22 protein-coding genes, 3 tRNA genes and 1 pseudogene are annotated in these 26,037 nt (G+C 69.6%); 12 read left to right on the plus strand and 14 right to left on the minus strand.

Features of this window, described 5'->3' with window-relative positions:
• Positions 1-513: 513 nt before the first annotated feature.
• Positions 514-3,912 (minus strand): L-tyrosine/L-tryptophan isonitrile synthase family protein, encoded by a 3,399-nt coding sequence (locus KBO27_RS00305; RefSeq protein ID WP_307870170.1) that lies wholly within the window; start codon positions 3,910-3,912, stop codon positions 514-516.
• A 433-nt stretch (positions 3,913-4,345) separates the two neighbouring features.
• On the opposite strand from KBO27_RS00305, the gene KBO27_RS00310 reads away from it, so the two are divergent.
• Entirely contained in the window at positions 4,346-4,969 is a 624-nt protein-coding gene (locus KBO27_RS00310; RefSeq protein ID WP_246536137.1) for a TetR family transcriptional regulator, read from the plus strand.
• On the opposite strand, the gene KBO27_RS00315 is transcribed toward KBO27_RS00310, so the two are convergent.
• A complete protein-coding gene (locus KBO27_RS00315) occupies positions 4,939-6,123 on the minus strand; it encodes an amino acid deaminase/aldolase (protein ID WP_210968027.1) in 1,185 nt (394 codons plus the stop codon). The genes KBO27_RS00310 and KBO27_RS00315 overlap by 31 nt on opposite strands.
• A gap of 95 nt (positions 6,124-6,218) precedes the next feature.
• Between KBO27_RS00315 and KBO27_RS00320 the strand changes: the two genes are divergently transcribed.
• Complete coding sequence (locus KBO27_RS00320; protein WP_210968028.1) at positions 6,219-7,553, plus strand: D-arabinono-1,4-lactone oxidase; 1,335 nt, start codon at positions 6,219-6,221, stop codon at positions 7,551-7,553.
• Here the strand turns inward: KBO27_RS00320 and KBO27_RS00325 are convergent, their stop codons facing one another.
• The 4 genes from KBO27_RS00325 to KBO27_RS00340 form a co-directional block, all read right to left on the minus strand.
• Positions 7,554-8,210 (minus strand): SDR family oxidoreductase, encoded by a 657-nt coding sequence (locus tag KBO27_RS00325; protein WP_210968029.1) that lies wholly within the window; start codon positions 8,208-8,210, stop codon positions 7,554-7,556.
• A 286-nt stretch (positions 8,211-8,496) separates the two neighbouring features.
• Complete coding sequence (locus KBO27_RS00330; protein ID WP_132677223.1) at positions 8,497-9,129, minus strand: hypothetical protein; 633 nt, start codon at positions 9,127-9,129, stop codon at positions 8,497-8,499.
• Positions 9,130-9,483: 354 nt separating this feature from the next.
• The gene (locus KBO27_RS00335) at positions 9,484-10,272 is read right to left on the minus strand and encodes an IclR family transcriptional regulator (RefSeq protein WP_210968030.1); all 789 of its coding nucleotides are present in this window, start codon (positions 10,270-10,272) and stop codon (positions 9,484-9,486) included.
• A 367-nt stretch (positions 10,273-10,639) separates the two neighbouring features.
• A tRNA-Leu gene (locus tag KBO27_RS00340) sits at positions 10,640-10,722 on the minus strand.
• A gap of 216 nt (positions 10,723-10,938) precedes the next feature.
• On the opposite strand from KBO27_RS00340, the gene KBO27_RS00345 reads away from it, so the two are divergent.
• Genes KBO27_RS00345 through pknB form a run of 7 tightly spaced genes read left to right on the plus strand, consistent with a single transcriptional unit; the run spans position 10,939 to position 20,427 of the window.
• A complete protein-coding gene (locus KBO27_RS00345; RefSeq protein ID WP_210968031.1) occupies positions 10,939-12,279 on the plus strand; it encodes an FHA domain-containing protein in 1,341 nt (446 codons plus the stop codon).
• Positions 12,280-12,325: 46 nt separating this feature from the next.
• Positions 12,326-12,787, plus strand: a complete 462-nt coding sequence (locus KBO27_RS00350) for an FHA domain-containing protein FhaB/FipA (protein WP_132626305.1) — start codon at positions 12,326-12,328, stop codon at positions 12,785-12,787.
• A complete protein-coding gene (locus tag KBO27_RS00355; RefSeq protein ID WP_210968032.1) occupies positions 12,784-14,232 on the plus strand; it encodes a PP2C family serine/threonine-protein phosphatase in 1,449 nt (482 codons plus the stop codon). The genes KBO27_RS00350 and KBO27_RS00355 overlap by 4 nt, the downstream gene beginning before the upstream one ends.
• On the plus strand, positions 14,232-15,656 hold the full coding sequence (locus KBO27_RS00360) for an FtsW/RodA/SpoVE family cell cycle protein (RefSeq protein ID WP_132685125.1): 1,425 nt from the start codon (positions 14,232-14,234) through the stop codon (positions 15,654-15,656). The genes KBO27_RS00355 and KBO27_RS00360 overlap by 1 nt, the downstream gene beginning before the upstream one ends.
• Positions 15,653-17,107 carry a peptidoglycan D,D-transpeptidase FtsI family protein gene (locus tag KBO27_RS00365; RefSeq protein ID WP_210968033.1) on the plus strand — a complete coding sequence of 485 codons (1,455 nt, stop codon included), beginning with the start codon at positions 15,653-15,655 and terminating at the stop codon, positions 17,105-17,107. Before KBO27_RS00360 ends, KBO27_RS00365 begins: the two co-directional genes overlap by 4 nt.
• A gap of 3 nt (positions 17,108-17,110) precedes the next feature.
• Complete coding sequence (locus tag KBO27_RS00370) at positions 17,111-18,469, plus strand: serine/threonine-protein kinase (protein WP_210968034.1); 1,359 nt, start codon at positions 17,111-17,113, stop codon at positions 18,467-18,469.
• Positions 18,466-20,427 carry a Stk1 family PASTA domain-containing Ser/Thr kinase gene (gene pknB, locus KBO27_RS00375; protein WP_210968035.1) on the plus strand — a complete coding sequence of 654 codons (1,962 nt, stop codon included), beginning with the start codon at positions 18,466-18,468 and terminating at the stop codon, positions 20,425-20,427. Before KBO27_RS00370 ends, pknB begins: the two co-directional genes overlap by 4 nt.
• Positions 20,428-20,495: 68 nt before the next feature.
• On the opposite strand, the gene KBO27_RS00380 is transcribed toward pknB, so the two are convergent.
• The 3 genes from KBO27_RS00380 to KBO27_RS00390 all read right to left on the minus strand — a co-directional run bounded on the left by KBO27_RS00380 (position 20,496) and on the right by KBO27_RS00390 (position 22,193).
• The gene (locus KBO27_RS00380) at positions 20,496-21,140 is read right to left on the minus strand and encodes an aminodeoxychorismate/anthranilate synthase component II (protein WP_210968036.1); all 645 of its coding nucleotides are present in this window, start codon (positions 21,138-21,140) and stop codon (positions 20,496-20,498) included.
• Between the two features lie 61 nt (positions 21,141-21,201).
• The gene (locus KBO27_RS00385; RefSeq protein ID WP_210968037.1) at positions 21,202-21,357 is read right to left on the minus strand and encodes a hypothetical protein; all 156 of its coding nucleotides are present in this window, start codon (positions 21,355-21,357) and stop codon (positions 21,202-21,204) included.
• Positions 21,357-22,193 (minus strand): class E sortase, encoded by an 837-nt coding sequence (locus KBO27_RS00390; RefSeq protein WP_307870171.1) that lies wholly within the window; start codon positions 22,191-22,193, stop codon positions 21,357-21,359. Before KBO27_RS00390 ends, KBO27_RS00385 begins: the two co-directional genes overlap by 1 nt.
• Before the next feature lie 154 nt (positions 22,194-22,347).
• Between KBO27_RS00390 and crgA the strand changes: the two genes are divergently transcribed.
• Both crgA and KBO27_RS00400 read left to right on the plus strand, forming a co-directional pair.
• On the plus strand, positions 22,348-22,614 hold the full coding sequence (crgA, locus tag KBO27_RS00395) for a cell division protein CrgA (protein ID WP_132677185.1): 267 nt from the start codon (positions 22,348-22,350) through the stop codon (positions 22,612-22,614).
• 248 nt (positions 22,615-22,862) lie between these two features.
• Positions 22,863-23,267, plus strand: coding sequence for a PH domain-containing protein (locus tag KBO27_RS00400; RefSeq protein WP_210968038.1), 405 nt, complete (start codon positions 22,863-22,865; stop codon positions 23,265-23,267).
• A 1-nt stretch (position 23,268) separates the two neighbouring features.
• Here KBO27_RS00400 and KBO27_RS00405 read toward each other — a convergent pair whose 3' ends face one another.
• Both KBO27_RS00405 and KBO27_RS00410 read right to left on the minus strand, forming a co-directional pair.
• Positions 23,269-24,186, minus strand: coding sequence for a rhomboid family intramembrane serine protease (locus tag KBO27_RS00405; protein WP_210968039.1), 918 nt, complete (start codon positions 24,184-24,186; stop codon positions 23,269-23,271).
• A gap of 27 nt (positions 24,187-24,213) precedes the next feature.
• Positions 24,214-24,762 carry a peptidylprolyl isomerase gene (locus KBO27_RS00410; RefSeq protein ID WP_207920343.1) on the minus strand — a complete coding sequence of 183 codons (549 nt, stop codon included), beginning with the start codon at positions 24,760-24,762 and terminating at the stop codon, positions 24,214-24,216.
• Between the two features lie 161 nt (positions 24,763-24,923).
• Between KBO27_RS00410 and KBO27_RS00415 the strand changes: the two genes are divergently transcribed.
• Complete coding sequence (locus KBO27_RS00415; RefSeq protein WP_210968040.1) at positions 24,924-25,487, plus strand: hypothetical protein; 564 nt, start codon at positions 24,924-24,926, stop codon at positions 25,485-25,487.
• A gap of 170 nt (positions 25,488-25,657) precedes the next feature.
• On the opposite strand, the gene KBO27_RS00420 is transcribed toward KBO27_RS00415, so the two are convergent.
• From KBO27_RS00420 to KBO27_RS00430, 3 genes and pseudogenes are all read right to left on the minus strand, one after another.
• A tRNA-Ala gene (locus tag KBO27_RS00420) sits at positions 25,658-25,730 on the minus strand.
• 45 nt (positions 25,731-25,775) lie between these two features.
• Positions 25,776-25,883 (minus strand): annotated as a pseudogene (locus KBO27_RS00425) (DLW-39 family protein); the annotation flags it as partial.
• Between the two features lie 77 nt (positions 25,884-25,960).
• Positions 25,961-26,034: transfer RNA gene (locus KBO27_RS00430), tRNA-Ile, on the minus strand.
• Positions 26,035-26,037: the final 3 nt, after the last annotated feature.

Below are 26,037 nucleotides of genomic sequence, written 5' to 3' on the forward strand. Positions count from 1 at the left end.
TCCCCGACCCCGGCCAACGCGAGTCGGCCGCCACCAAGCTCCACCGCTGTGACAACACAAGACTTCCGCGGGCCGGTGCTGACGCACTCCCCTCCCCCCGACCGGTACCGGTCCGCGGACTCCAACCACTCCGGATCACCGTTTCCCCGGACGGCCCGGAGGTGGAAAAGGCCCTGGACGCGACCTCCCCGACTCGCGCCCAGGGCCTTTCCTTATTTCGGAGTTTTCAGGTTGGTCGTCTCTCGGTGCCGGTCAGGTTCGGGTGTTCGGCGAGGTTTTGGGGTTCTGCTCACTGACACGACTCTGTGGTCGTTCTGCTCAGCGGTGCCAGAAGCGGAACCTGAGCGGCGCTGTGGACTCCGCGCGCCACGACTGATGTATGTCCAATACACGGCGTCGAGACGTGCTCGCCACAGCACCGCTCAGAACCCGCGGCGGTGCCGGTTGCTCAGGTGGGGTACTGCGAAACCGGCTTCGCCGGTTGCCTGACGTTGGCCCGCTCGTTCGTTCTTCCTACTTCCTTCGGAGTCTTGCCCTTTCGGCGAAGTCCGGTTCCAGGCGCAGTCCCTCTCTGGGTGACACTCCGCGTGGGGTGGGGACGTTCGGGGGTTCGATGAGCTGGGTGCGGTCTGCGGGGACCATGGCCCAGGGTTGGCGGGGACCCAGGAGCGGTGAGTAGACCGGGACGAAACCCTGGTCCAGCAGCGAGATCGCGAAATCGATCGCCACGTGGCCGCGCGGGTCCAGCACTCCGGTGCCCTGCCAGGGGAGCAGGCCCGAACCGCCGAGGTAGGTGAAGCCGAGGCAGCCCTGCCGGACCGCGCTGAGCGTCAACCGCACCCGGTTCGGGAACATCCGCTCGTAGCCGAACTCCTCGTCCACCTGCATCGTCGCCATGTAGCGGATGACGGTGTGCCACGCGCGGCGCAGCACCGCACGTCGTCCTTGCCGGACCTCGGCGGAAGCGCTGGGATCGCTGACGTTGTAGATGTCGGCGTACAGGGCGGCCGACCACTCCAGCCGATCGGTGCCCGCCGGGACCGTCACCGGGACCGAGTACACCAGCGACATCAGGATTTCCCGGAACAGCCCGATCACGTGCGGCGCGAACTCGGCCTCCGACATCGACCAGTCGTGCACCGCTTCCAGGGTGCGCAACGGGTTGTCGGTGATGTCGAAGTCGCGCAACCGATCGCTGAGCAGCTTCCGGTAGTTCGCGATCCGGCGGGCGCGCTCGGCGGGAAGGCCCGGACCGAGCCGCTGCTCGGCGACCTCGTCGATGTCGGCCACCGTCGTCCGGTCCCCGATGCCGACGAGATCCACGTACTCGCGCAGCTTCCGCTGGTAGGCGTCGGCGATCGCGGCCGGCCTGCTCCGGAAGTGCCTGCCGTCGGTGAGGATGTTGAAGTGCAGCCCCGGCGGGTACACGGCCGCGACCGCGCGCTGCATCTCCCGCAACCGCGCCATCGCGCCCAGCTCCGCCAGGTCCGGCAGCGGGCCGGACGCCTTGAGCCGGTTCAGGCACTGCTTGACCGGGAATCCCAGCAGCACGACGTCGATCGGTTCCCCCGCGCGCACCGGGGTTTCGGCGTCCCGCTTGAGATCGGCGAGCCGGTAGTTGGCGCGCGAGCCCTTGATGAACTGCTTGCGGGTCAGCACGTGGTGCAGCGCGGCGAGCACCCGCTCGACGTCGCCCGGGTGCTCGTCCAGGCCGAACTTCGCGATCGCGCCGCGGCCGGTGCGCTGCGCGGCCCGGTCGGTGTCGGCGACGATCGAGTCCACGATGGACTGCGTCTCGCCCTCGGTGAGGTGCACCGCCCAGCGGCCGGCCAGCCGGTTCCGGCGCATCGCGCCGATCTGCAGCTCCTCCAGGGAATGCGTGTTGGACAGCTTCGGTCCGCCCGGAGCGCTGGGCCGCGTCTCGAAGGTGGCGATCACCGCGGCGTCGTCGGCGGCGGGGGCGTCCGGCCGCCGCTGCGCGGCCAGGCCCGGGATCTCGACCGCGACCGGCAGCGCGTCGCCGAACTCCGCGCGCACCGCCGTCCTGTTCTCCCCCTCGTCGTCGAAGACCGCGACGACGTCCAGCCCGCCGAGGGCGCGGATGCGCTCCGCCTTGACCTCGGCGACCGGCCGGGAGACGTCGCTCGGCACGACCAGCAGCGTCGCGTCCGGCACACCGGCGTCGGCCAGCAGCTCGGCGGTGATCTCGCGGAACCGCTCCTTGCGGGCGGTGCAGAACACCACCTGGCCCCCGGCGTCCTGGACGTCCCAGACGAACCGGGCCAGACCGGCGTTGACGCTGTCGGTGCGCAGCCGCTCGCGCGGCCGGGACTGGAAGGCGCGCAGGAAATCACCGCGCAGCGCGTCCCAGTCCACCGCCGGGTAGCGCTCGCCGAGGCCCGAGGAGCGCACGAAGTTCTCCCAGCTGCCGGGCAGGTGCGTCGGCAGCACCGGAAGCGTGGCCGGACCGGCCAGTTCGAGGATGCCGCCGGGCGCGCCCGGACGAGGTCCGGAGATCGCGCGGGCCGCGTCGGTGATCCGCTGCAGCGGGATCAGCCCGCACAGGTCGACGTCGATGACCACGGCGGGACGCGGTGCGTCCGGGTTCCAGCGGCGCTCGCGGGTGCCCTGCTGGACGCGGTCGAGCACCGACTTGAGCACGCTGTCCTGGCTCTCCGGCACGGTGTGCGCGTAGCTCTGCAGCGGCTGCTCACCGGAGAGCAGCTCGGCGGTGTGCGGCGCGAGGTAGCGCAGCTCCTCGCCGATGACCCGCCACACCGCGTCGCGCACCTCGCGACCGCGGTCACCGGCGCGCAGCGAGGCGAAGCCCTCGCCCAGCCGTTCCAGGGTGCTGACCAGCCCCCGGACCCCGGTGGTGACCTCCGCGCGGCTCGGCTCTGCGGTGATCCGCTCGTGGTCGGTGACCACGATCCGGCCGGTGGCCTGCAGCTCCGGCGAGAGCTCGACGGCGAAACCCGTCTCGTCCAGCGCGAAGAGACCGAGGCCGTGGGCGTCCAGCGCCAGCCGGAACACCCGCAGCAGCGGCCGGACGAAGTGCTCCAGGAAGTGGTCGAGCTCGTCCTCGCGGCGCGCGAACCGGTTGTCCAGCACGACGCGCAGCAGCTTCGGGGTGCCGTCGGAGTCCGGGTGCAGCAGCGCGTCGAGGTCGGCGGCGATGGTGCCGCCGGGGTGCCTGGGGTGCGCGGGGGCCGGGTCGATGACCCGCAGCAGCGCGGTCGTCCCGGTGCCGGTGTCGACCACCGCGCCCGGCACCGGCTGGGTGGCGCAGTGCATCCGCAGTTCCGGGTCGCCGGCGACGACCGAGGCGAACCGCTCCCAGCCGCGCAGCGCGCGCAACGCCTGGTCGCGGGAGTCGATGGCCTGCACGCGAACGGCGCGCTCCCGTCGGCCGACGGTCACCCCGGCTTCGGGGAACGGCACCTTCGGCCCGGTCCCGGGGCCGCGCAGCGAGGCGAGCACCCGGTGCGCCAGTTCGCGGTCGGTGCCGCAGACCAGGTCGACGCGCTCGGCCGGAACCTCGGTGACCCGCGGTCGCGCGGTGCGCTCCGGGCTCAGCGATCCGGTGAGCCGGTTCAGCCAGGCCGCGTCGAAAACCCTCCTGGTCCGCCGTAATCGGACCAGCGCGCGGTACAGGTCGGCCCAGGTCGCCTCCGCGCCCAGCGGGATCCCGGTGCCGACACCGGCCAGCAGCAGATCACCGTCGGGGGCCTGCTCGACCCACAGCCCGTAGCCCCCGGCGGTGAGCAGGTCGTTCGCCTCGGCGACGGTGAGCAGGCGCCACGGTCCCGGGGCGGGAATCCCGTCCACCGGCCAGTCGTCCTGCGCGGAGTCCTCCAGCAACGGCAGGTCCGTCTCCACCTGTCGAGCCGTCACCGCTTCCCGGGCCGTCACGGGGCTGAGCGGACGGTCTCGGCACTCCGGTGGGGGAACCCGGGTGCGGCGAGCAGACGTGGGGCAGCCGTGCAGTAACCCACAATGACCTTTCTGTCACGGAGAATGACGACTCTCGTCACACTAGATAGCGACCCTCCGCGTTGACAACATGACTCAATGCATACCGGTTTCCTGTAACGCTCACGGATCACCAGGCCGAATGGGGTTTTCACCCGCATGGGATGTAACACTTGGCCTAGGTCAAGTGACGCCCAACGAATTCACCCTTTCGCCTGACGACGTTGGCGGCATGTCCGATACGCACGGATGTCGGCTCAGCAGCAGACTGGTCGGCACAACTCCACAAACACAGGGAGTCGCATTGCCTGCAGAAATAGCACCGCTGCGGCGCAAGCCCGTGCAGCAGCGGAGTGCCCAACGAGTGGAGAAGATGCTCGCCGCCACGGCCGGCCTCATCGACGAGGTGGGCTACGACGGATTAACGACCACCCTCATCGCGGAACGGGCCGGCGTCGCGGTCGGATCGCTGTACCAGTTCTTCCCGGACAAGCGCGCCGTCGTGCAGGAGCTGACGCTGCGCAACCTGGACCGCTTCGTGCGGACGGTGTCCAGCCGCTTCGAGCAGCTGGAGCTCGCGCACTGGTGGGATGCCGTGGACGCGGTCTTCGACACCTACCTGACCATGCACCGCGAGGTCCCGGCGTTCAGCCGCTTGCACTTCGGGGACGTGGTCGACCTGCGGCTGCTCGATCCGAGCAAGGACAACAACGCGGTCATCGCGGAGAAGCTGACCGGGCTGATCGCCGAGGAGTTCCAGCTCGACCCGGCCGACCTCGCCCTGCCGCTGACCGTGGCCGTCGAAGCCGCGGACGCCGTGCTGCACCTGGCGTTCCGGCGCGATCCCCACGGCGACCAGGCCATGCTGGCCGAGGCCAAGGACCTGGTCCGCGGGTACCTGTCCAACCGGATCACCCAGGGAGAGCGGATGAGCTCGACCGTGGTCGAGCGGACGATCATGCCGAGTTACCCGAACGACCTGCCTTCCCCCCGGTAGGTCGGCACCTCCTCGACGGCCCGGACCCCGCCGTCGACCAGGTGGTACCGGTTGAACCGCTCCGCCAGTTCCCCCGCCTTGGCGTGCCGGAACCAGACCCGGTCCCCGATGCGCAGGCCACGCGCCGGCGCACCGGTCACCGGTGTCTGCACCTCACCGGCACCCTCGGCCCCCAGGAGACCCAGGCCGTTCGGCCAGTGCGGTGCCGGAACCCGGTCCGCCCCGGGCGGTCCGGAAGCGATGTAGCCGCCGCCGAACAACGTCGCGATGCGCCTGGCCGGTCGGTGCACGACCGGCAGGGCGTAGAGCACGGCCGGCCGCGGCTGGAAGGCGCGGTAGGCGTCGAACAAGGTAGGGCCGATCAGCCCGGAACCCGCCGCGACCTCGGTGATGATCCCGTCCTCCACCGCGGTCCGCTCCAGGCTGCCGGTTCCGCCGCCGTTGACGAACTCCAGGTCCGCGACCTCGCGGACCTCGCGCACCACCGCCGCCCGCCGCTGCGCCAGCTCGGCGGCGGAGCGGCGCTGGATGCCGCGCAGCAGCGCCCCGCGCAGCGGCCTGCCGGGCGGGGCGTCGCCGAGCCCTGCGATCTGGCCCTCGTAGGCCATCAGCCCGACCAGCTGGAATCCCGCGCGGCGCTGGGCCGCTTCGGCGAACCGCCGCACCTGCGCCGGGGTGTGCAGCGGGGACCGGCGGGTGCCGATGTGCACCCCGGGCACCGGCCGCCACGAGGCGTCGACCTCGACGCATAGCCGGATGTCCGGCCGGTCGCGCCCGACCGCGGCGTCGATGAGGTCCAGGTGATCGGTCGAGTCGACCATGACGCTGATCGCCGCCGCGGCGGACGGGTTCGCGGCGAGCTCCCGCAGCGCGGAGCGGTCCGCGGTCGGGTAGGCGACCAGGATGTCGTCGCTGAGGCCTTCGCCGTGCAGCCACAGGGCTTCGGCCAGGGAGTAGCACATCAGGCCCGCGTAGCCGTCGATCCGCAGCGCGCGGGCGATGAGCTCCCGGCACCGGACGGATTTCGTGGCGATCCGGATCGGCACACCTGCCGCGCGGCGCACCAGGTCCTGGGCGTTGTGGTCGAAGGCTGCCAAGTCCACCGCTACGAACGGTGCCTCGATTTCGCTGGTGATCTCGTCGATCCGGCGCACGCCGCCAACCGTATGCCGATGGGCCTTGTTATGTGAATCGGTTTCACATAACTTCAGCCCATCGCGCCGACCACCTCACCCATTGGAGGCCCGGCATGCAGCGTGATCCGGCCACCGCACAGCCGTGGACCAACTGGGGACGCACGACCACCGCGCACCCGGCGCGGGTCGTCGCCCCGCGAGACACCGCCGAAGCCGCCGAGGCGATCCGCGCCGCGACCCGGGAGGGCCTGCGGGTGCGGCCGATCGGGTCCGGGCACTCGTTCTCCGCCGTGGCCTCGCCGGAATCCGGTGTGGCGCTGGACCTCCGGCACTGGTCGGGGATCATCCACGCCGACCCGTCGACCGGCCTGGTCACCGCGCACGGCGGCACCCCGCTGCACGTGCTCAACGCCGAACTCGACTCGCTGGGCCTGGCGATGGCCAACCTCGGCGACATCGACCAGCAGACCGTCGCCGGCGCCATCTCCACCGGAACGCACGGCACCGGAGCCGGTCTCGGCGGTCTGGCCACGCAGGTGGAGGCGCTGGAACTGCTGCTCGCCGACGGCACCGAGGTGCGCTGCTCGCCGACCGAGAACCCCGAGCTCTTCGCCGCGGGCAGGCTCGGACTGGGCGCGCTCGGCGTGATCACCACCGTGACGCTGCGCTGCGTCCCGGCGTTCACGCTGGCGGCCGAAGAACGCCCGGCGCCGCTGGAGGAGGTGCTCGCCGACTTCCACGGGCTCGCCGAGGCCAACGACCACTTCGAGTTCCACTGGTTCCCGCACAGCCGCAACGCCATGGTCAAGCGCAACAACCGGCATCCGGGACCGCCGCGCCCGCTGCACCCGGTGCGGCACTTCCTGGAGTACGAGGTGATGGAGAACCGCCTGTTCGGCGCGGTCTGCGGGATCGGGAAGGCCGTTCCCGCGCTGGTCCGGCCGCTGAACCGGTTCTGCGCCGCGACCTGGTCGGCCCGCAACTACCAGGACCGCTCGTTCCGGGTGTTCACCACGCCGCGCCGGATCCGGTTCGTGGAGACCGAGTACGCGTTCCCCCGCGAGATCGTCCCGGACGTGGTGCGCGCACTGCGCGAGGTCGTCGGGCGGCTGGCCGACCCGGTGATGTTCCCGGTGGAGGTGCGGGTCGCCCGGGCCGACGACGTGTGGCTGTCCACCGCGCACGGCCGCGACACCGGCTACATCGCGGTGCACCAGTTCCTGGGAATGCCCCACCGGCACTTCTTCGACGCCTTCGAGGCGATCGCCCGGGACGCGGGCGGGCGACCGCACTGGGGGAAGATGCACCGCCTGGACGCCGCCGCGTTGTCCGGCATTTACCCCCGGTTCAACGAGTTTCGGCAGGTCCGCGCCTCGGTGGATCCGGGCGGGATCTTCCACAACTCGTACCTGGACCGCGTCCTGGGGCCTGTGGATAACCCGAACTGATTACCCCGCCGCGGCACGCACCGCGTCGGTGATCGCAACGTCACCGCCGACGAGTTCCAGAGCCCGTCCGGCGGTCCCCGGTTCGCGCAGCAGGGCCGCCAGAACGGCGGCCACGTCGCGGCGCGTGACCGCGTCCCGGCCGACCTCCTCGGCGAGCGTGACCCGGCCGGTGGGCTCGTCGTCGGTGAGCCGTCCCGGGCGCAGGATCGTCCACTGGAGATCGCGCCCGCGCAGGTCCTCCTCGGCCGCCCGCTTGGCGTCCAAATAGGCCCCGAACACCGGGTCCACGTCGGGCGGGTTGGGGGTGCGGGTGCCCATCGAGCTCACCTGCACGAAGCGTCGAATTCCGGCCTGCTGACAGGCATCCGCGAGCAGCGCGGAGGCTCCGCGGTCCACTGTGTCCTTGCGCGGAGCACCGCTGCCCGGGCCCGCTCCCGCGAGGAAGACGGCGGCGTCCACTCCGGACAGCCGGCCCGCCAGCTCGGCCGCTCCGGCGCTCTCCAGATCGAGCACCAGGGGCTCGACGCCGTCGGTTTCGAGGTCGGCCGCGTGGTCGGGGTTGCGGATGATTCCGAGGACCTGATCGCCCCGTTCGGAGAGCAGTCGGCCGAGCGGCCGAGCGATCTTCCCGTGGGCTCCGGCGATGACGATGCGCATGTCCCCACGGTAGGCCCGATGCCGTTGCTCAACCGTTCAAGCACGGCCTGTGGACAACTCGCGATTTCTGGGGATAACCCACCTGTGGACACACCTGTGGACAACTCCCGGAGAAGCCTCGATCAGAGTCGGCGGACGGAGCCCGCCCACGCTGCGCGGTAGCGTGGTCCGGGCGGGCATCCGTCCGCTTCTCCCCCTCCAGCAGGCAACCCCCTGCCCACCGGTTGTAAGTGCAGTTCCAGCTGAAGCCCCCCGGTCCAACTGGAACTGCGGCCCCCAGGGGCCTTCAGCTGCGCGACGGCGCTGGAGCTTCAGCCGACAGCAGTTGCTGGTAGACGACCTCGTTCACCCATCGCGAGACCGCGGTGTGCTCGACCGGCGGCGCGTCGTCGAGGCTGTGCCCCGGGAGTTCTTCGCGCACGTCGTCACCGTCGGCGCTGAGCACCGCGATGCCGAACTGGCGGGCGCGGATCAGGCAGGTCTCGGCGAAGTCCGGCGCGACGGCCACGCTGCGCGGCACGACGATCGCCGCGTTGACGAAGCGGGCGAAGGGCACCGCGGCGGTCAGCGCGGTGCGCCAGTGGCGCGCCGGCGCGAGGACTCCGGTGATGCGGGCCGCGGGCGGTGGCACCCGGCCGTCCATCTCGGGCCAGACCCAGGTGGCGATCTCCGCGCGGTCCAGGACCGGACCGCTGGCGAAGACCAGGCGCTCGGCGTGGGCGTCGGGCACCAGTTCCGCGGTGGCGATGATCTGGCGTCCGAGCAACTTGACCGGCGGCAGCACGCTGCCGGTCCAGCCCATCGCGTCCACCGATCGCTGGGCGAGCCGGCCCATGGAGGCGGCCTGCCCCAGCGGCGACCGGACCTGCGTGGTCGAGCAGGCTCTGAGCTCGTCTTCGGACCAGGCATGTCCCGGCATTGCGGTCACAGCGTTCCGCCTCCCTCGCGCTACGTGCACTCCGCGACTTCAACTTCCCCCGGCCACCGGTGCGGGGGCCACGTTGACTAAAACAGCTCCGAGGCGGTTCTGCGCTGCTCATCGGGGGTCGCTGCGATCGGCGGCGGGCAGCTGTCGGTGACCGGTCGACGAATGACATGGGGGCTTCAGCCCCGCCATGCGGCCAAACAGGTGATCCCTACCCGACACCCGCACGACAACGCCTTCCGCCCGTCATTCATGGCCCTGAAAATCCGCGCATGATCTCTGCGCCGGTCACGCGACCTGCACAAATGTACAGTTGACGGATTATTCGGCCAGTAAGCGGAAGATTATTCACCGCTGCAGCGCGTCGAGGTTGACCCGTTCGCCCTCTGCCAGCCGCTGCCGGATGCCGTCGGCCGCGGGCAGCAGCGAGCGGACGAGCCGGGTGACGTCGGCCCGGACGCTGTGAGCGACCACTCCGAGCGCCGCGACCACCGTTCCCGAGGCGTCGTGGACGGGCACGGCCACCGAGCAGTTCCCGAGCGTCATCTCCTCGTTGGCGGAGGCGTAGCCGCGGGTGCGCACGCCCTGCAGCTCGCGGCCGAGCCGGCCGGGCTCGGTGATCGTGTAGGCGGTGTGCCGGGACAGACCGGTCTCGCAGCAGGAGTGCAGAACGCTCGCGGGCGCGTGCGCGAGGAGGACCTTGCCGACCCCGGTCGCGTGCAGCGGCAGCCGTCCACCAGTGCGGGAGACGATCGGCACAGCCCTGGGCGTCGTGAGCTTCTCCACGTACAGGGCGTCCAGCTCGTCCCGGACCGCCAGGTGCACGTTGTCGTGAGTGGTTTCGCACAGCTCCTGCATGTAGGGCAGCGCGGCTTCGCGCAGCCGCCCGTTCACCGGGGCCAGCAGGCCGATCTCCCACAGCCGCAACCCGATGACGTACCGCCCGTCGGGGTCGCGCTGCAGCGCACCCCAGAGCTCCAGCTCGCGCACCAGCCGGTGCGCGGTGGCCAGCGGGATGTCGGCCCGCTGCGCGATGCCCGTCAAGGTCAGCCGAGGGTGCTCCGCGTCGAAGGCGGTGAGCACGCTCAAGGCACGAGCGGTCACCGACCGCCCAGGATCCCGACTGTTTCCCGCCACGAGGCCACCTCCGAGCCACAACCCCCAGCCGGACTCCCCCACCCCAGCACAAGAACCACCCAACACCAAGAAAGATCACGAAAAGATTTCGCTCAACGCTGAACCCCACAAAAACCCCCAAACCAACCAAGAACGAGCCCACAAGGAGAGGACACGAGGGGGGAAGAAGCAGACGCGGCGAGGACCGGAAACCCGAGGCCGAAGGCCGAGCACGAGGTGTGACGTGAGCAGGCCGAAGAAGAAACCAAGGCGACGACCAGGAAGAACGCGCCCAGCCGCACCGTGGGGGGCATGGGGGGTTCGACCCCCCAACATGACGACGAAGAAGGCCCCACCGGCGAAGCATGAGCCGGTGGGGCCTTCGAAGTGGGCGAGGAGGGAGTTGAACCCTCACGTCCTTTCGGACACACGGACCTGAACCGTGCGCGTCTGCCATTCCGCCACTCGCCCGTGGCACGATGAGAAGCTTAACTTGCCGCTTTTCACCGCTGGGCACCGGGGTGAGCTTTCGCTTTTCCCTGCTGCCCTGTTGGCGAAAAGAAGATTAGCACGGCCCTGAGAGGGGTCTGCGCAGGGGGGTCAGGAAGTTGGGAGCAGGGCGGTGTCTCGGGCCGTGGGCCCAGATACGATGGTCGGCAGAAGTCGTACGCGTGGAGGGATATTGCCGTGGGCCTCGTGCAGCGCTTTGAGCGCCGGATCGAAGGCATCGTCGGTAATGGCTTTGCGCGCGTGTTCGGCGGGAACGTAGTTCCGCAGGAAGTCGCCCAGGCCTTGCAGCGAGATGCTGAGCTGAAGGTCAGGGAGCTTGCCGGTGGTCGGTTGCTCGCTTGTAACCACTACGTTGTGCAACTGAGCCCGTCGGACCATGATCGGCTCACCGGCGATGAGGACCGGGTGACGGACCTCCTCGCCGACTGCGTTCAAGAGCACCTCACCGAGCAGGGGTGGGACACATATGGTGACGTCGTAGTCTCCCTGGAGCGCTCTGAAACGCTGCACACGGGACAGTTTCGAATCAGTTCGACCGTCGACCCCGATGTAACTCGACGGCCGACACAACCGCGTACCGCAGGAGACCGACCCATGAGCCAGCCACCAGGCCACTACCCCCAGGGAGATCCGTACAACCAGCAGGGGCAGTACGGCTACGACCAGGGATACGGCCAAGGCCAGGACCCCAACTACGGCTACGGTCAGCAGCCCGGCTACGACCAGCAGGGTTATGGCCAGCAGCAGGGCTACGGTCAGCAGCCCGGCTACGACCAGCAGGGCGGGTACGGCCAGCCGCCGCAGCCCGGCTACGACCAGGGCTACGCACAGCAGCCCGGGTACGACCAGGGCTACGGCCAGCCGCCGCAGCAGCCCGGTTTCGACCAGGGTTACGGGCAGCAGCCGCCGCAGCAGGGATTCGACCAGGGTTACGGCCAGCCGCCGCAGCCCGGCTACGACCAGGGTTACGGCCAGCCGCAGCAGGGTTATGACCAGGGCTACGCACAGCCGCCCGGTTTCGACCAGGGCTACGGCCAGCCCCAGCAGGGCTTCGACCAGGGCTACCCGCAGCAGCCTGGCTTCGACCAGGGCTACGGACAGCCGGGGGGTGCCTACCCGCAGAGCGCTCCGGGCGGTTTCCCGGACCAGGGCGGCTACGGCCAGCCCGGCGGTGGCTACCCGCAGAGCGCACCGGGCGGTTACCCGGCCGGTGGTCCTCGTGGTCAGATGACCGCCACGCTGCACCTGGACGACGGTTCGAACCGCTCGTACACGCTGCAGCAGGGCTCGAACATCATCGGCCGCGGACAGGAGGGCCAGTTCCGCCTTCCCGACACGGGGGTCTCGCGCAAGCACATCGAGATCACCTGGGATGGTCAGAGCGCGATGCTGGCTGATCTCGGTTCGACAAACGGCACCACGGTGAACGGCACTCCGGTGCAGACTTGGCAGTTGGCAGATGGTGACGTGATCAGGGTCGGGCATTCGTCCCTGGTCTTCCGCGCCCAGCAGGGCTGAGCGCGGTTCGCCGATCCCCGAATACGAGTAGGAGCGTTCACAACAAGTGCCGGAGCTGGTTATTCAGCTGACCAGAGCAGGGTTTCTCGCCCTGCTCTGGTTGTTCGTGCTGGCTGCGCTTCGCGTGGTTCGTTCAGATCTCTACTCCGCGTCGGGGATGCGAGTCCCGATGCCAGGTGCGAGTCGGGCCCCGGGCAAAGCCCGGGGCAAGAGCAAGGCGCCCCGCCAGATGGTGGTGACGCACGGCGCTCTCGCCGGCACGCGCATTTCCCTGGACGGCCGGCCGATCCTGATCGGCCGAGCCGATGACTCCACGTTGGTGCTGGACGACGACTACGCGTCGACCCGGCACGCTCGGTTGTCGCTTCGCGGCTCCGATTGGTACGTGGAGGATCTAGGCTCCACTAACGGCACATACCTCGATCGGGCGAAGGTCACGGGGCCGACCAAGGTCCCGCTCGGCGTTCCGATCAGAATCGGCAAGACGGTGATCGAGCTGCGCTCATGACCCTCGTCCTTCACTACGCAGCCCGCAGCGACCGCGGCCTGGTGCGCTCCAACAACCAGGACTCGGTCTATGCCGGCCCACGACTACTCGCCCTCGCGGACGGCATGGGTGGACATGCCGCCGGTGAGGTCGCCAGCAAGGTCGTCATCGCGGCGTTGGCGCCGTTGGATGATGACGAGCCAGGTGACGACCTGCTCGGCCAGCTCCGCGGTGCGGTGCTGGACGGCAACAGCGCGATCGCCGAGCTGGTGGCCAACGACCCGGAGCTGGACGGGATGGGCACCACCCTCACCGCTGTGCTGTTCGCAGGCAGCAAGCTGGGTCTGGTGCACATCGGCGACTCCCGCGCATACCTGGTCCGCGACGGCGAGCTGACCCAGATAACCCACGACGACACCTTCGTGCAGTCGCTGATCGACGAAGGCCGGATCACCGAGGAGGAGGCCGCCAACCACCCGCAGCGCTCGCTGCTGCTGCACGCGTTGACCGGCCACGAGGTGGAACCGAGCCTGGCGATCCGCGAGGCTCGCGCGGGCGATCGCTACCTGCTGTGCTCCGACGGCCTGACCGGCCCGGTGAGCACGGAGACGATGGCGGAAGCCCTGCGCATTCCGGATCCGCAGCAGTGCGCGGACCGGATGATCGAGCTGGCGCTCAAAGGTGGCGGTCCCGACAACGTGACCGTGATCATCGCCGACGTCGTCGACGTCGAGTTCGGCGACGACGCCCCCATAGTCGGGGGTGCGGCGGGAAATGGCGATGAGCATCCGCAACCCGATTCGTCGGCGGCGCGCGCTTCCGCGGTGACCATGCCGCGGCCGCAGCCGAAGCGTTTCGAGCCCACCTCACCTCCGGCGGAGAAGCCGCGCAAACGGCGCTGGCTGACCTCGCTGGTGGTGGCCTGCGGCGTGCTCATCGTGTTGGCGGCTGTCGCGCTGGTTGGGCGTTGGTGGGTGCTCAACCAGTACTACATCGGCGTCAACCGCGCCGATGAGGTCGTGATCTACCAGGGCGTTCAGGGATCCACGCTGGGCGTGGCGCTGAACTGGCAGGTCGAGACCTCCTGCCCGCCGGACTCCGCCAAGGACTGCCAGCCGATCAAGCTGGACGACCTGCAGGAGGCGCAGCGTCCCGACGTGCGCAACGGCATCACCGAGGTCAACGGCCTCACCGAGGCGCGGGAGGCGATGCGGCGGCTGCGGATGACCGCGCTGCTGCCGGAGTGCCAGACGCCCGAGCCCTCGGTGCCGACGGTTCCGCCCGCCCCGGGTGCCCCCGTTCCGGGTGCGCCGACACCGCCTCCTCCCGGTCAGCCGCAGGTGCAGCCCACGCCGGGTGCGCCGGTGCCCGGTCAGGCCCTTCCGCCGGAGTCCTCGGCGGCGGACGCCACGCCGCTGCAACCGGAGGAGCCGAAGCCTGGCGTGAACTGCCGGACGGTGAGTTGATGTCCGAACCGGCCGCGACGACCGGAGCAGTCAACGGGGCCCCCCGAGTCAACACTCGGCGGGGCACCGAACTGTTCATGCTCGTTTTCTCCGCGATCATCGTGACCGCGGCGTTGATCGTGGTGGAGGTGTCGCAGGAGCAGACCCTCACCCGTGAGCTGCTGTTCTACGGGGTCGCGTTCCTGATCCTCTACGGCGCCGCGCACTTCGGCGTGCGCTACTTCGCGCCGTACGCCGACCCGTTGATCCTGCCGCTGGTGGCGTTGATCAACGGGCTCGGCCTGGTGATGCTGCACAGGCTGGACCTGGCCCCGGTCGTCGGGGCGCCGTACACGCCGAAGCAGATCCTCTACACCACCGCGGGCGTGGCGATGTTCATCCTCGTCCTGTGGCTGGTGAAGGACCACCGCACGCTCGCGCAGTACGGCTACACCTGCGGTTTCGTCGGGATCGCGCTGCTGGCGCTGCCCGGTGTGCTGCCGGCGAGCATCTCGGAGGCCAACGGCGCGAAGCTGTGGGTCAACCTGGGCTTCATCTCGATCCAGCCGAGCGAGTTCGCCAAGATCCTGCTGCTGATCTTCTTCGCCTCGTTCCTGGTGGGCAAGCGCGAGCTGTTCACCACGGCGGGCAAGCGGTTCCTCGGCGTGGACTGGCCGCGTCCGCGTGACCTGGGCCCGGTGCTGGTCGCCTGGGTCCTGTCGATCGGCATCGTGGTGCTGGAGAAGGACCTGGGCACCTCGCTGCTGTTCTTCGGCATCGTGCTGGTGATGATCTACATCGCCACCGAGCGCGCGGTGTGGGTCGGCCTCGGCCTGACGATGTTCGCGGTGGGCGCGGTCATCGCCTTCAACCTCTTCTCGCACGTCCAGGTCCGGGTGAACACCTGGCTCGACCCGATGATGCGAGTGGCCGACGGCGAGTCCGACCCCGGCTACCAGCTGCGCACCGGCCTGTTCGGGATGGCCCACGGCGGCATCCCGGGCTCGGGTCTGGGCAGCGGGATGCCGAACATCACGCCGCTGTCGTTCAGCGACTTCATCATCCCGGCGCTGGGCGAGGAGCTCGGCCTCATCGGGTTGATGTCGTTGCTGCTGGTCTACGTGCTGCTGATGATGCGCGGGCTGCGCAGCGCGCTGGCGGTGCGCGACTCCTTCGGCAAGCTGTTCGCCGGCGGTCTGTCGTTCACCATCGCGCTGCAGCTGTTCGTGGTCGCCGGCGGTTCGACCGGCCTGATCCCGATGACCGGTCTCACGGCGCCGTTCCTGGCGGCCGGTGGTTCGTCGATGCTCGCCAACTACGTGCTGATCGCGCTGCTGCTGCGGGTGTCCGACGCGGCCCGCCGCCCGCAGGCCCCGGCCAAGCCCAAGCCCAAGCAGGCGCCGATCGCGGAAGCGCATACGGAACTGGTGGAGCGTCCCCGATGAACAAGCCGCTGCGCCGAGTGGCGCTGGCCATGATGGCGATGGTCCTGCTGCTGATGGGCAACATGACCTACGTCCAGGTCATCAAGGCCGATGAGTACCGCGAGGACGCCCGCAACACGCGCACCCAGCTGGAGGAGTTCTCCCGGGAGCGCGGTCAGATCATCGCGTCCGGTCAGTCGCTGGCCAGCTCCACGCCGATCGAGCACGACCGCTACAAGTTCCAGCGGACCTACCCGAACGGCCCGCTGTACGCGCCGGTCACCGGGTTCTACTCGTTCTTCTACGGGTCGAACGGCGTCGAGCGCGCCAACGACAAGATCCTCAACGGCACCGACGACAGCATGGCGTTCGGCCGGCTGTCGGACATGATCACCGGCAACACGCCGCGCGGCGGCAGCGTCGAGCTGACGATCAAGCCCGAGATGCAGCAGGTCGCCTACGACCAGCTGACGAAGAAGGGCTTCCAGGGTTCCGTGGTGGCGCTGAACCCGTCGACGGGCGAGATCCTGGCGATGGTCAACGCGCCGTCCTACGACCCGAACAAGCTCACCGGCCCGGACAACAACCAGGTCGCCGAGCAGTGGAACGCGCTCAACAACGCCGAGGGCAACCCGATGGCCAACCGGGCGGTCTCCGAGATCTACCCGCCCGGTTCGACGTTCAAGCTGATCACCACGGCCGCTGCGCTGGAGAACGGGTACAACCCGAACAGCCAGGTGCAGGACGCCGCGTCGATCACGCTGCCGCAGTCGTCGACCCAGCTGCCCAACTACGGCGGCAAGAAGTGCGCGGGCAACACGCTGACCGACGCGCTGGCGCACTCCTGCAACACCGCGTTCGCCGAGATCGCGGGCAAGGTCGGCGCCGACAAGCTGCGGGAGACCGCGGCGTCCTTCGGCTTCGGCCAGGACCTGCAGATCCCGATGAGCGTGGCCAAGTCGGACCTGGGCCCGATGGACGACGGCGCGTCGCTGTACCAGAGCGGCATCGGCCAGCGCGACGTGCGCGTCACGCCGATGCAGAACGCGATGATGGCCGCGACGATCGCCAACGGCGGCAAGGTGATGAAGCCGCAGCTGGTCAGCTCGACGAAGGCTCCCGACATGGAGGAGCTCGACTCCCTCCGGCCCGAGGAGCTCGGCCAGGCGGTCTCGCCGGACGTCGCGGGCAAGATCCGCGACATGATGATCAAGTCGGAGCAGAACACCAAGGGCTCCGGCAAGATCACCGGGATCGAGATCGCCTCGAAGACCGGTACCGCTCAGCACGGTGACCCCGGTGACCGGCCGCACGGCTGGTACGTCGCGTTCGCGCCGGCCGCCAACCCCACGATCGCCGTCGCGGTGATCGTGGAGAACGGCGGCGACGAGGGCGACGAGGCCACCGGTGGTTCGCTCGCAGCCCCCATCGGCCGGGAGGTCATCCGGGCCGGTTTGCGGGGAGGTGGCTGATCCGTGCTGACCACCGGCCAGTTACTCGCCGAGCGCTACCGCCTCGGCCGCCGCATCGCGGTCGGCGGTATGGGCGAGGTGTGGGAGGCGGTGGACGTCCGGCTGGACCGGACGGTGGCGGTCAAGGTGCTCAAGGCCGAGCTGTGCGGGGACGCCGAGTTCCTGCACCGGTTCCGCACCGAGGCCCGCACCACGGCGTCGCTGAACCACCCGGGAATCGCAGCGGTCCACGACTACGGTGAGACCGCTGCGGTCCCGGACGGTCCGGAGGACACCGCCTACCTGGTGATGGAGCTGGTCGAGGGAGAGCCGCTGGCGGCGATCCTGGCTCGGGAACGGCGGATCAACACCGATCACACGATGGACATGCTGGAGCAGGCGGGCCAGGCGCTGCAGGCCGCGCACGAACGCGGCCTGGTGCACCGGGACGTCAAGCCCGGCAACATCCTGATCACCCCCGAGGGCAAGGTGAAGCTGACCGACTTCGGCATCGCCAAGGCGGCCGACGCGGCACCGGTCACCCGCAACGGGATGGTGATGGGAACGGCGCACTACATCGCGCCGGAACAGGCGCTCGGCAGCGACGCGACACCGGCCAGCGACGTGTACTCGCTGGCCGTCGTCGGTTACGAGTGCCTGATGGGGCACCGCCCGTTTCTCTCCGAGAACGCGGTGACGGTCGCCATGATGCACATCCGCGACATCGCTCCACCGCTCCCGCCGGACGTTCCGCCGGGAGTGCGGGCGCTGATCGAGGCGACCCTGGTGAAGGACCCGCGCCGGCGCTACGCCGACGGCGGGGAGTTCGCCGCGGCGGTCGCCGCGGTGCGCGCGGGTCGGCCGCTGCCGACGCCGTCAGCCCTGGTCGCCCAACCGCAGCGACCGGTGAACGTGCACGGGCCGGGCACCGGCGTGCACCCGGTACCGCCGGGTCCGCCACCGATGGGCAACACCTATCCGCCCGGCATCATCCCGCCCCAGCAGCCCGTGCAGCAGCAAGCGGTTCAGCAACACCAGGTTTCACAGCAGCAGGCCCCGATGCCGGTCCCGGCCAACGGCGCGGGGGTGGCAGGAGCCATGGGTGGCAATGCTCACCGGGAAAGCGGCAACACCAGGGTTGTCGTGTGGATTCTCGTCGCCGTGCTGGCGGTAGTCTTGCTGGTCGCCATCGGTCTGCTGACGTACTGGGCGATCAACCGCCACGACCTCGGCATGGCCGGACGCGGTCCGGTGGCCACGCTGAGCCTGGATTCCACGAACGGTTTGGGCCAAACTTCGCATCGGCAGGAACCCATGATCGGAATGCCTCCCGCGGGTGAGATGGGACGATCGTTGACAAGGATCGGAACGACGATTCGATGAGTTCACCTCGACTTCTATCCGACCGCTACGAGCTCGGCGAGACTCTCGGCTACGGCGGTATGTCGGAGGTGCACAAGGGCCGCGACACCCGCCTGAGCCGAGACGTCGCGGTCAAGATCCTGCGTGCCGACCTGGCCCGGGACCCCACCTTCCAGCTGCGCTTCCGCCGCGAGGCGCAGAACGCCGCGGCGCTCAACCACCCGGCGATCGTCGCGGTCTACGACACCGGCGAGACGGACTCCGAGAACGGGCCGCTGCCCTACATCGTCATGGAGTACGTCGACGGCCGGACGCTGCGCGACATCGTCAAGACCGAGGGGCCGCTGTCCCCCCGGCGGGCGATGGAGGTCATGGCGGACGGCTCGGCCGCGCTGGACTTCAGCCACCGGCACGGGATCGTGCACCGCGACGTGAAACCGGCGAACATCATGATCACCCGCTCCGGCGCGGTGAAGGTGATGGACTTCGGCATCGCTCGCGCGCTGGCCGACGGCCAGGCGGCGGTGACCCAGACCGCGGCGGTCATCGGCACCGCCCAGTACCTCTCGCCGGAGCAGGCGCGCGGCGAGGCGGTGGACGCGCGAAGCGACGTCTACGCCTCCGGCTGCGTGCTCTTCGAGCTGCTCACCGGGGAACCCCCGTTCACCGGTGACTCACCGGTCGCGGTGGCCTACCAGCACGTCCGGGAGGAACCCCGCAAGCCGTCCGACGTCGTTCCGGCCACCCCGGCATCGCTGGACGCCGTGGTGCTCAAGGCGCTGAGCAAGAACCCGGCCAACCGCTACCAGTCGGCGGCCGAGATGCGCGCCGACCTGGTCCGCGTGCTGTCCGGTCAGCGCCCGAAGGCTCCGATGATCATGTCGGAGGAAGAGCACACCGCGATGCTCGGCCAGGGCGCCGGTCCCACCGAGATGATCGGCTCCGGCCGGCACCGCTCGGACGACGTCGAGGACTACCCGCCGGCCCACCCGCCGGAGCGCCGGCGCAGCAAGAACGCCGTCGTCGCGCTGGTCACCCTGGCCTGCGTGGCCGTGTTCGCGCTGGCCGCGTGGCTGGTGACGATGCTGGTCGGAGCGGGTGCTCCGGATCGCGTGCCGGTCCCGAACCTGATGCACATGACGGCCCAGGCCGCCAACGAGAAGGCGAAGTCGGAGGGCTGGATGGTCCTCCCGCGCTCCTGCCCCTCCCCTGAGGACAAGCGCGGCACGATCGTGCGCCAAACGCCGGGGCCGGGGACGCAGGGCGTCAAGGCCGAGACCAAGATCGAGCTCTGCGCGGGCACCGGTCCGGAGTCCACCGCGGTCCCGGACCTGTCCGGCATGACCATGACCGAGGCTCAGCAGGCCCTCGAAGCGGCTGGTCTGAAGATCGGGCTGAACCCGGACAAGAAGGAGACGTCCGACCCCAAGCAGGTCGACAAGATCCTCGACTGGGACAGCAAGGGCACCGAGGTCGCCAAGGGCACCACGATCAACGTCGTGGTCGGCCAGGCGATCCCGCAGACGGAGGTCCAGGACCTGCGCGGCCAGCAGCTGGAGACCGCGAGGGCGTTCCTCGAGGGCGCCGGCTTCAAGGTCAGCGTGGAGCAGCGCGACTCCGGCGAGCCCGCGAACACGGTCCTCAGCCAGTCGCCGTCCGGCGGCACCAAAGCCCGGACCGGTTCGACGGTGACCCTGGTGGTCTCCAAGGGCAACCAGATCACCATGCCGCAGCTGCAGAACATGTCGAAGGACGAGGCCGAGGCCGCGCTGAAGGCCGCGGGCTGGAACGGCACCCTCAGCGAGTCCGAGCAGCCCACCGGCGACATCTCCAAGGACGACAAGGTCCTCAGCAGCTCGCCGCAGGCCGGTCAGAAGATCAGCAAGGACCAGTCGATCACGATCTACGTCGGCAAGTACGACAGCTCCAGCACGAGCACGCCCCCGGGCAGCGGAGGCGGGTTCTTCCCGTTCCCCTGAGGGGACTGACGAGAGCGGGGCGGTGGCCGAGTGGCCACCGCCCCGTTTCGCGTCAGGGAAGGTGCTGGTCAGCGGGCCGATGCGGCTGCGGCGACCTTGCGCATCTCGGCTTCGAGCTGGTCGACGACGTGGTCGGCCACCGGGTGACCCGCCGAGGCCATCCAGTTGGCGAGCATCCGGTGGCCGCCGTCGGTGAGCACCGACTCGGGGTGGAACTGGACGCCCTCGATCGGCAGCTCGCGGTGGCGCATGCCCATCACGATGCCGGACTCGGTGCGCGCGGTGACCTCGAAGTCGTCCGGGATGGTGTCCGCGCGGACGATCAGCGAGTGGTAGCGGGTCGCGATGAACGGCTGCGGCAGCCCGGCGAACACACCGGTTCCGGAGTGCTCGATCTCGCTGACCTTGCCGTGCACCAGCTCGGGGGCTCGCTCGACCGTGCCGCCCCACACCGCGCCGATGGCCTGGTGCCCGAGGCACACGCCGAAGGCCGGTTTGCGCTCGGCGGCGCAGCGCTGGATGAGCTCCATCGTCCGCCCCGCGCGATCCGGAGTCCCCGGACCGGGGCTGAGCAGCACACCGTCAGCTGCGGCCACGTCGTCGTCGGTGACCACGTCGTTGCGGCGCACCTCGCACTCGGCTCCGAGCTGCGCGAGGTACTGCACGAGGTTGTAGACGAAGCTGTCGTAGTTGTCGACCACCAGTACACGCACGCGCCCAGACTACGCGTCCGGCGCAGCCGAATTTCCCCGCTCTCGCCTCGCTCGGCGGGGATCAGCCGAGGGTGACGTCGTTGAACGGCAGCAGCGGTTCGACCCGGGGGAACGCCACGAACAGCAGCAGGGCGACGGCGGCGGCGATCAGCACGAGCGCCCCCAGGACCTTCGCCGCGAACGGGCCGGGCAGGTGCCGCCAGATCCACGCGTACATCAGCGCTCCTCCAGTTCCGGGGGCCGCAGCTCGGGGCGGCCGGCGACCTTGGGGTACTGCGTGGTGAGCACGCCGTGGACGATCAGCCGCTCGCGCGCGGAGAACTCCGGGTGGCAGGTGGTCAGGGTGATGAGCCTGGTCAGCCCCTCGCGCCGGTAGGTCTCCGGGGCGAGACCGGGCACCGGGAAGATCACCTCGCCCTGCGAGGGCTGCACGACCTGCCTGCCGACCACGCGGTCGTAGGGCGCGGGGATCGGCGCGACGCCCCGGCAGCGCGGATCGCCTCCGCGCCCGTCCCAGGTCGCGACCTCCTCGGCCATCGGCAGGACCCGGTAGACGTACCAGTGGGTCGCCGTCTCCACGACGATCGGCGCGCAGGAGGGCAGCTGGTCCAGGTCGTTGAACGGCGCTCCGCGCCCGATCCGGTGCCCGGCGACCGCGAAGTTCCCCTGCTCCCCCGGCCACGCCGTGCCGCTGTAGTGCCCGGGGCCGCCGCTGAGGGTCTTCAGGTCGGTGCCCTCCAGCACGGTGAAGTCGAAGTCCGTACCGAAGGTCGGCAGGTGGAGCTGCGCGAACCCGGTCCCGGGGGCGGGCGGCGGCGGTTCGGCGATCGGGTGCCGCTGCTGGGCCTGCCACTCCTCGTGCATCCGCCCGGTCGCCTTCGCCTGGTCGCGCGCGGTGAACAGGTCGGTCACGTGCACGACGTAGAAGACGAACAGCAGCAGCACCAGGCCGGCGGTGATCATCAGCTCGCCGAGGACCCGGATCGCCGCGCGCGCGGTGTCGCCTCCGCGCCGCGGTGGCGGTGGGGGCGAGCTCTGCACCGACGGAACCACGACGTTCCTCTCCGGTCACGGGTTTGCGAGGGGTGCTCGCTCAGCGCTGTGATTACGTTAACGTGGTAGGTGGAAATGGAGCCGTTCCGCCGCCACCGGCGACGAGCCGGGCGGGCGCGGGACGGCGGTGCCGCATCACCTGGCGAGGACACCTATGCCGAAGTCCAAGGTCCGCAAGAAGGACGACTCCAACCCGGTTGTCGATCGCCGCACGCCGGTCAAGGCGAAATCGGTCGGTCCGTCGCACCCGATCTACGTCGCCGTGATGCTCGGCCTGATGATCATCGGGTTGCTCTGGCTCGTCGTCAACTACATCGCCGGCGACAAGATCGGATTCATGAGCGACCTGGGCGGGTGGAATTTCGCCGTCGGCTTCTCGTTCATGATCGTCGGCCTGCTGATGACCATGCGGTGGCGTTGACCCATCCCGCTGACCTGCGGTGACGTCCGGCCTTGACGGTTCCATAAGGCCGGGCGCACGCGGTCGCAATTCGAGCGCCCAGCACGACGACGCTTCGTGCACGAGCTCCGGAGGAGGGAACTCCTTCGGAGCTCACTCATCCCTTTGGCGTCTTGACAGACGGTCAGCGAAACACACCTGTGTAACTAGTCCCCAGTGGGGATAAGTCCTGTGGATAACTCGTCGATAGCGGGTGGATAGCGGTGGACATGGCGGAGCAGTCGATGGGCTGGGCGCCTCCGGCCGCGCTGGTGGGCTGCGGCTGGCTGCTCACGGCGGGCGCCGCGACCTGGGCCTTCCTCGCCTCGACACCGACCGACCGGGTCTTCGTGGGAGTGCTCGCGCTCGCCCTGCTGACGGCCTCGGCCTTCGGCACGATCTGCCGGCCCAGGCTGCACGCCGACGCCACCGGCATCACGGTGCGCGCGCTGACCGGCCGCAGGCACTACTCCTGGGACCAGGTCACCATCCGCGTCCGGGAGACCCGCCGGCTGGGCCTGACCGGCACCAGCCTGGAGCTCGACGCGAACCCGGACCTCATGGTCCTCACCCGCCTCGACCTCGGCGAAGACCCCTACGCCGCGGCCGACGTCCTGCACGCGCTGCGCAGGTGAGTCAGCCGCAGGCCAGTTCGTAGCCGGAACCGATGCAGGACAGGTCGCCGTAGGAGACGTCCCGGACGAACAGCACGACCACCAGCACCACCAGCAGTCCGACCAGCGCACCGGCCTGGACGAGGGTGCGGCGCTCGCGCGGCGCGTAGACCAGGGCCGCCGTCGACGCGGCGCCCAGGAGCAGGCCGCCGATGTGCCCGAGCAGCGAGATGCCGGGGATCAGCACGCTGGCGACGATGTTCAGCGCGATCACGGTGATCACCGGGCGCAGGCTCACCTTCAGCCGGAGCGCGGCCACGGCGATGCCGCCCATCAGGCCGTACACCGCACCGGAAGCACCCGCGACCGGGACATCGGCGGCGCCCAGCAGGAACACCGCGGTGCTGCCGCCGATCAGCGACAACCCGTAGACGGCGGCGAAGCGCGCGCGGCCGACCAGCAGCTCCAGATCCCGCCCGATCACCCACAGCGCGAGCATGTTCATCACCAGGTGCACCACACCGATGTGCAGGAACCCGGAGGTGAGCAGGCGCCACCACTGCCCGCCGGCGACCGTGAGCGGGATCAACGAGTAGTCGACGAACAGCGCCGACCGGAAGTTCGCCCCGAAGTCGCCCGCCTGGACGGCGGTGAGCACGTACGCGGCGACGTTGGCCGCGATCAGCAGCGGCACCAGGATCGGCTTGTCGCGCAGCCGCGCACCGGCGACCGTCACGGGTCGGCGCACGGTCGCGCCGCCCTCCCGGACGCAGTCCACGCACTGCTGGCCGACGGAGGCGTCGCGCAGGCATTCCGGGCACGCCGGGCGTTCGCACCTGGTGCAACGCAGGCCCGTCGGCCGGTCGGGGTGCCGCGCGCACGTGGGTAACTGCGGCGGCGCCCCGTCCGGTCCGGGCGTCGTTCCGGGTGGCACAGTCACGGGTGAGACCTGCTTTCCCGGGCGGTGTCAGCCGCGCTCGATCGAAACCTTCTCGATGACGATGTCGTTCACCGGGCGGTCGTTGCGACCGGTCGCGGTGCCGGCGATCGTGTCGACCACCTCGCGCGACTCCTTGTCGGCGACCTCACCGAAGATGGTGTGCTTGTAGTTCAGCCAGGACGTGGCCGCCACGGTGACGAAGAACTGCGAGCCGTTGGTGTTCGGCCCCGCGTTCGCCATCGCGAGCAGGTACGGCTTGGTGAACTGGAGCTCCGGGTGGAACTCGTCGCCGAACTGGTAGCCGGGGCCACCCCGTCCGGTGCCGGTCGGGTCACCGGTCTGGATCATGAAGCCTTCGATGACCCGGTGGAAGATCACGCCGTCGTAGAACGGGCCGGAGCGTTCGCCCTTGGCGTTCGGCTCCGTGTATTCCTGGGTCCCTTCGGCGAGGCCCACGAAGTTTTTCACGGTCTTGGGCGCCTGGTCGGGGAACAGGTTGATCCGGATGTCTCCCTGCGAGGTGTGCAGGGTCGCGGTCAACGTCGTCCCAACGAGCGATCCGTTGTCTTCAGCCACCCGACCATCCTGCCATCGAGCGGGCCGATTGCGGTGTCTGGGTGCAATATGGGCGGGTCCGCGCCCCTTACCCGGCTCCGTGGTGGAGGCGTGGTTGGCATGTGCTCATCCGGGATAACCGGACTGGTGAAGACAAGCCAGGCCAAGGAGGTCAACAGGCGATGGATGAAGTGAACGCGATGGCCAAGGCCGGCGAGACCGTGGGGAAGGCGGTTGGCACCGGCATCAAGCAGGCCCGCCACGGCGCGAAACACGCAGGTGAAACAGGTGCTGTGCTGTCCAGGCAGGCGGCAGCGAGGGCTGAGCAGGAACTGGCCAACCGCGGCTATTCGACCGAGGAGTTGCAGGAGCTCATCGCCCAGCGCGCCACGGGCAAGTCCCGCAAGGAACTCGCCAAGCAGGCCAAGCAGGCCCGCAAGGATTGGGAGAAGCGGACGACCGAATCCCGCAAACGGCTGGCCGCCAGGATCGACCCCACTCCGGTGAAGAAGAAGCGCCGCTGGCCGTGGCTGCTGCTGATGCTGGTGGTCTTGGGCATCGCCGCTGCGGCGATCGCGCTGACCCGCCGTCCGGAGGAGCTCCCGCTCGCAGCGGCCGACGACGAGCCGTGGGACTCGCACACCCCGGGCACCACCCCGCCCCGCCACCGGGCCGCGGCCGAGACCGACGGCCACCAGGAACCCCGCGGGGTGGAAACGCCCAGGGCGAACCCGCCAACCCCCTGATCAGACGACACGAGGCCGGGCCCAGCGGGCCCGGCCTCTTCATATTCACTATTAATAGTGGCTTCGATCATTCAGTGTCATGCATTCACTGGAACCACCACACCGCGAAACCGCAGGTCAGACGGAGAAAACAAAAAACGCCCCGCTCTGCGCAGGGCGTTGTCGTGCAGTGGAGACGAGGGGAATCGAACCCCTAACCCCCGCCTTGCAAAGGCGGTGCTCTGCCAATTGAGCTACGTCCCCCAACGGCGGCGGAGGTCAGGGCCCCCGGCCGGAGGATCAGACCTCCGCGGTGGCCTCGCGCCAGAGGTCGGCCTCGGCCTTGGCGGCCTTGTTGCGACGGACCACGAACAGCACGACTCCGGCAACTGCGGCGAGTGCGAGCAGCTTCTTCATTCCGGTCGCCTCCTAGAACACGGCATCCATGCCGTTGATGTTCGAGTCTCTGAAAGAGGGGGGAAGAAATTCCCGAGTGGGCCTAGAAGGACTTGAACCTTCGACCTCTTCGTTATCAGCGAAGCGCTCTAACCGCCTGAGCTATAGGCCCTCG

This window comes from Saccharopolyspora endophytica, assembly GCF_018070075.1.
Taxonomy (GTDB): domain Bacteria; phylum Actinomycetota; class Actinomycetes; order Mycobacteriales; family Pseudonocardiaceae; genus Saccharopolyspora; species Saccharopolyspora endophytica.

What these genes read in the sequence shown, in the direction of transcription:
- KBO27_RS00365 (WP_210968033.1), top strand. Translation starts at nt 15,653, where the DNA reads ATGAACAAGCCGCTGCGCCGAGTGGCGCTGGCCATGATGGCGATGGTC.
- pknB (WP_210968035.1), top strand. Translation starts at nt 18,466, where the DNA reads ATGAGTTCACCTCGACTTCTATCCGACCGCTACGAGCTCGGCGAGACT.
- KBO27_RS00325 (WP_210968029.1), bottom strand. Translation starts at nt 8,210, where the DNA reads ATGCGCATCGTCATCGCCGGAGCCCACGGGAAGATCGCTCGGCCGCTC.
- KBO27_RS00385 (WP_210968037.1), bottom strand. Translation starts at nt 21,357, where the DNA reads ATGTACGCGTGGATCTGGCGGCACCTGCCCGGCCCGTTCGCGGCGAAG.
- KBO27_RS00400 (WP_210968038.1), top strand. Translation starts at nt 22,863, where the DNA reads ATGGCGGAGCAGTCGATGGGCTGGGCGCCTCCGGCCGCGCTGGTGGGC.
- KBO27_RS00310 (WP_246536137.1), top strand. Translation starts at nt 4,346, where the DNA reads ATGCTCGCCGCCACGGCCGGCCTCATCGACGAGGTGGGCTACGACGGA.
- KBO27_RS00360 (WP_132685125.1), top strand. Translation starts at nt 14,232, where the DNA reads ATGTCCGAACCGGCCGCGACGACCGGAGCAGTCAACGGGGCCCCCCGA.
- KBO27_RS00355 (WP_210968032.1), top strand. Translation starts at nt 12,784, where the DNA reads ATGACCCTCGTCCTTCACTACGCAGCCCGCAGCGACCGCGGCCTGGTG.
- KBO27_RS00415 (WP_210968040.1), top strand. Translation starts at nt 24,924, where the DNA reads ATGGATGAAGTGAACGCGATGGCCAAGGCCGGCGAGACCGTGGGGAAG.
- KBO27_RS00320 (WP_210968028.1), top strand. Translation starts at nt 6,219, where the DNA reads ATGCAGCGTGATCCGGCCACCGCACAGCCGTGGACCAACTGGGGACGC.
- KBO27_RS00330 (WP_132677223.1), bottom strand. Translation starts at nt 9,129, where the DNA reads ATGCCGGGACATGCCTGGTCCGAAGACGAGCTCAGAGCCTGCTCGACC.
- crgA (WP_132677185.1), top strand. Translation starts at nt 22,348, where the DNA reads ATGCCGAAGTCCAAGGTCCGCAAGAAGGACGACTCCAACCCGGTTGTC.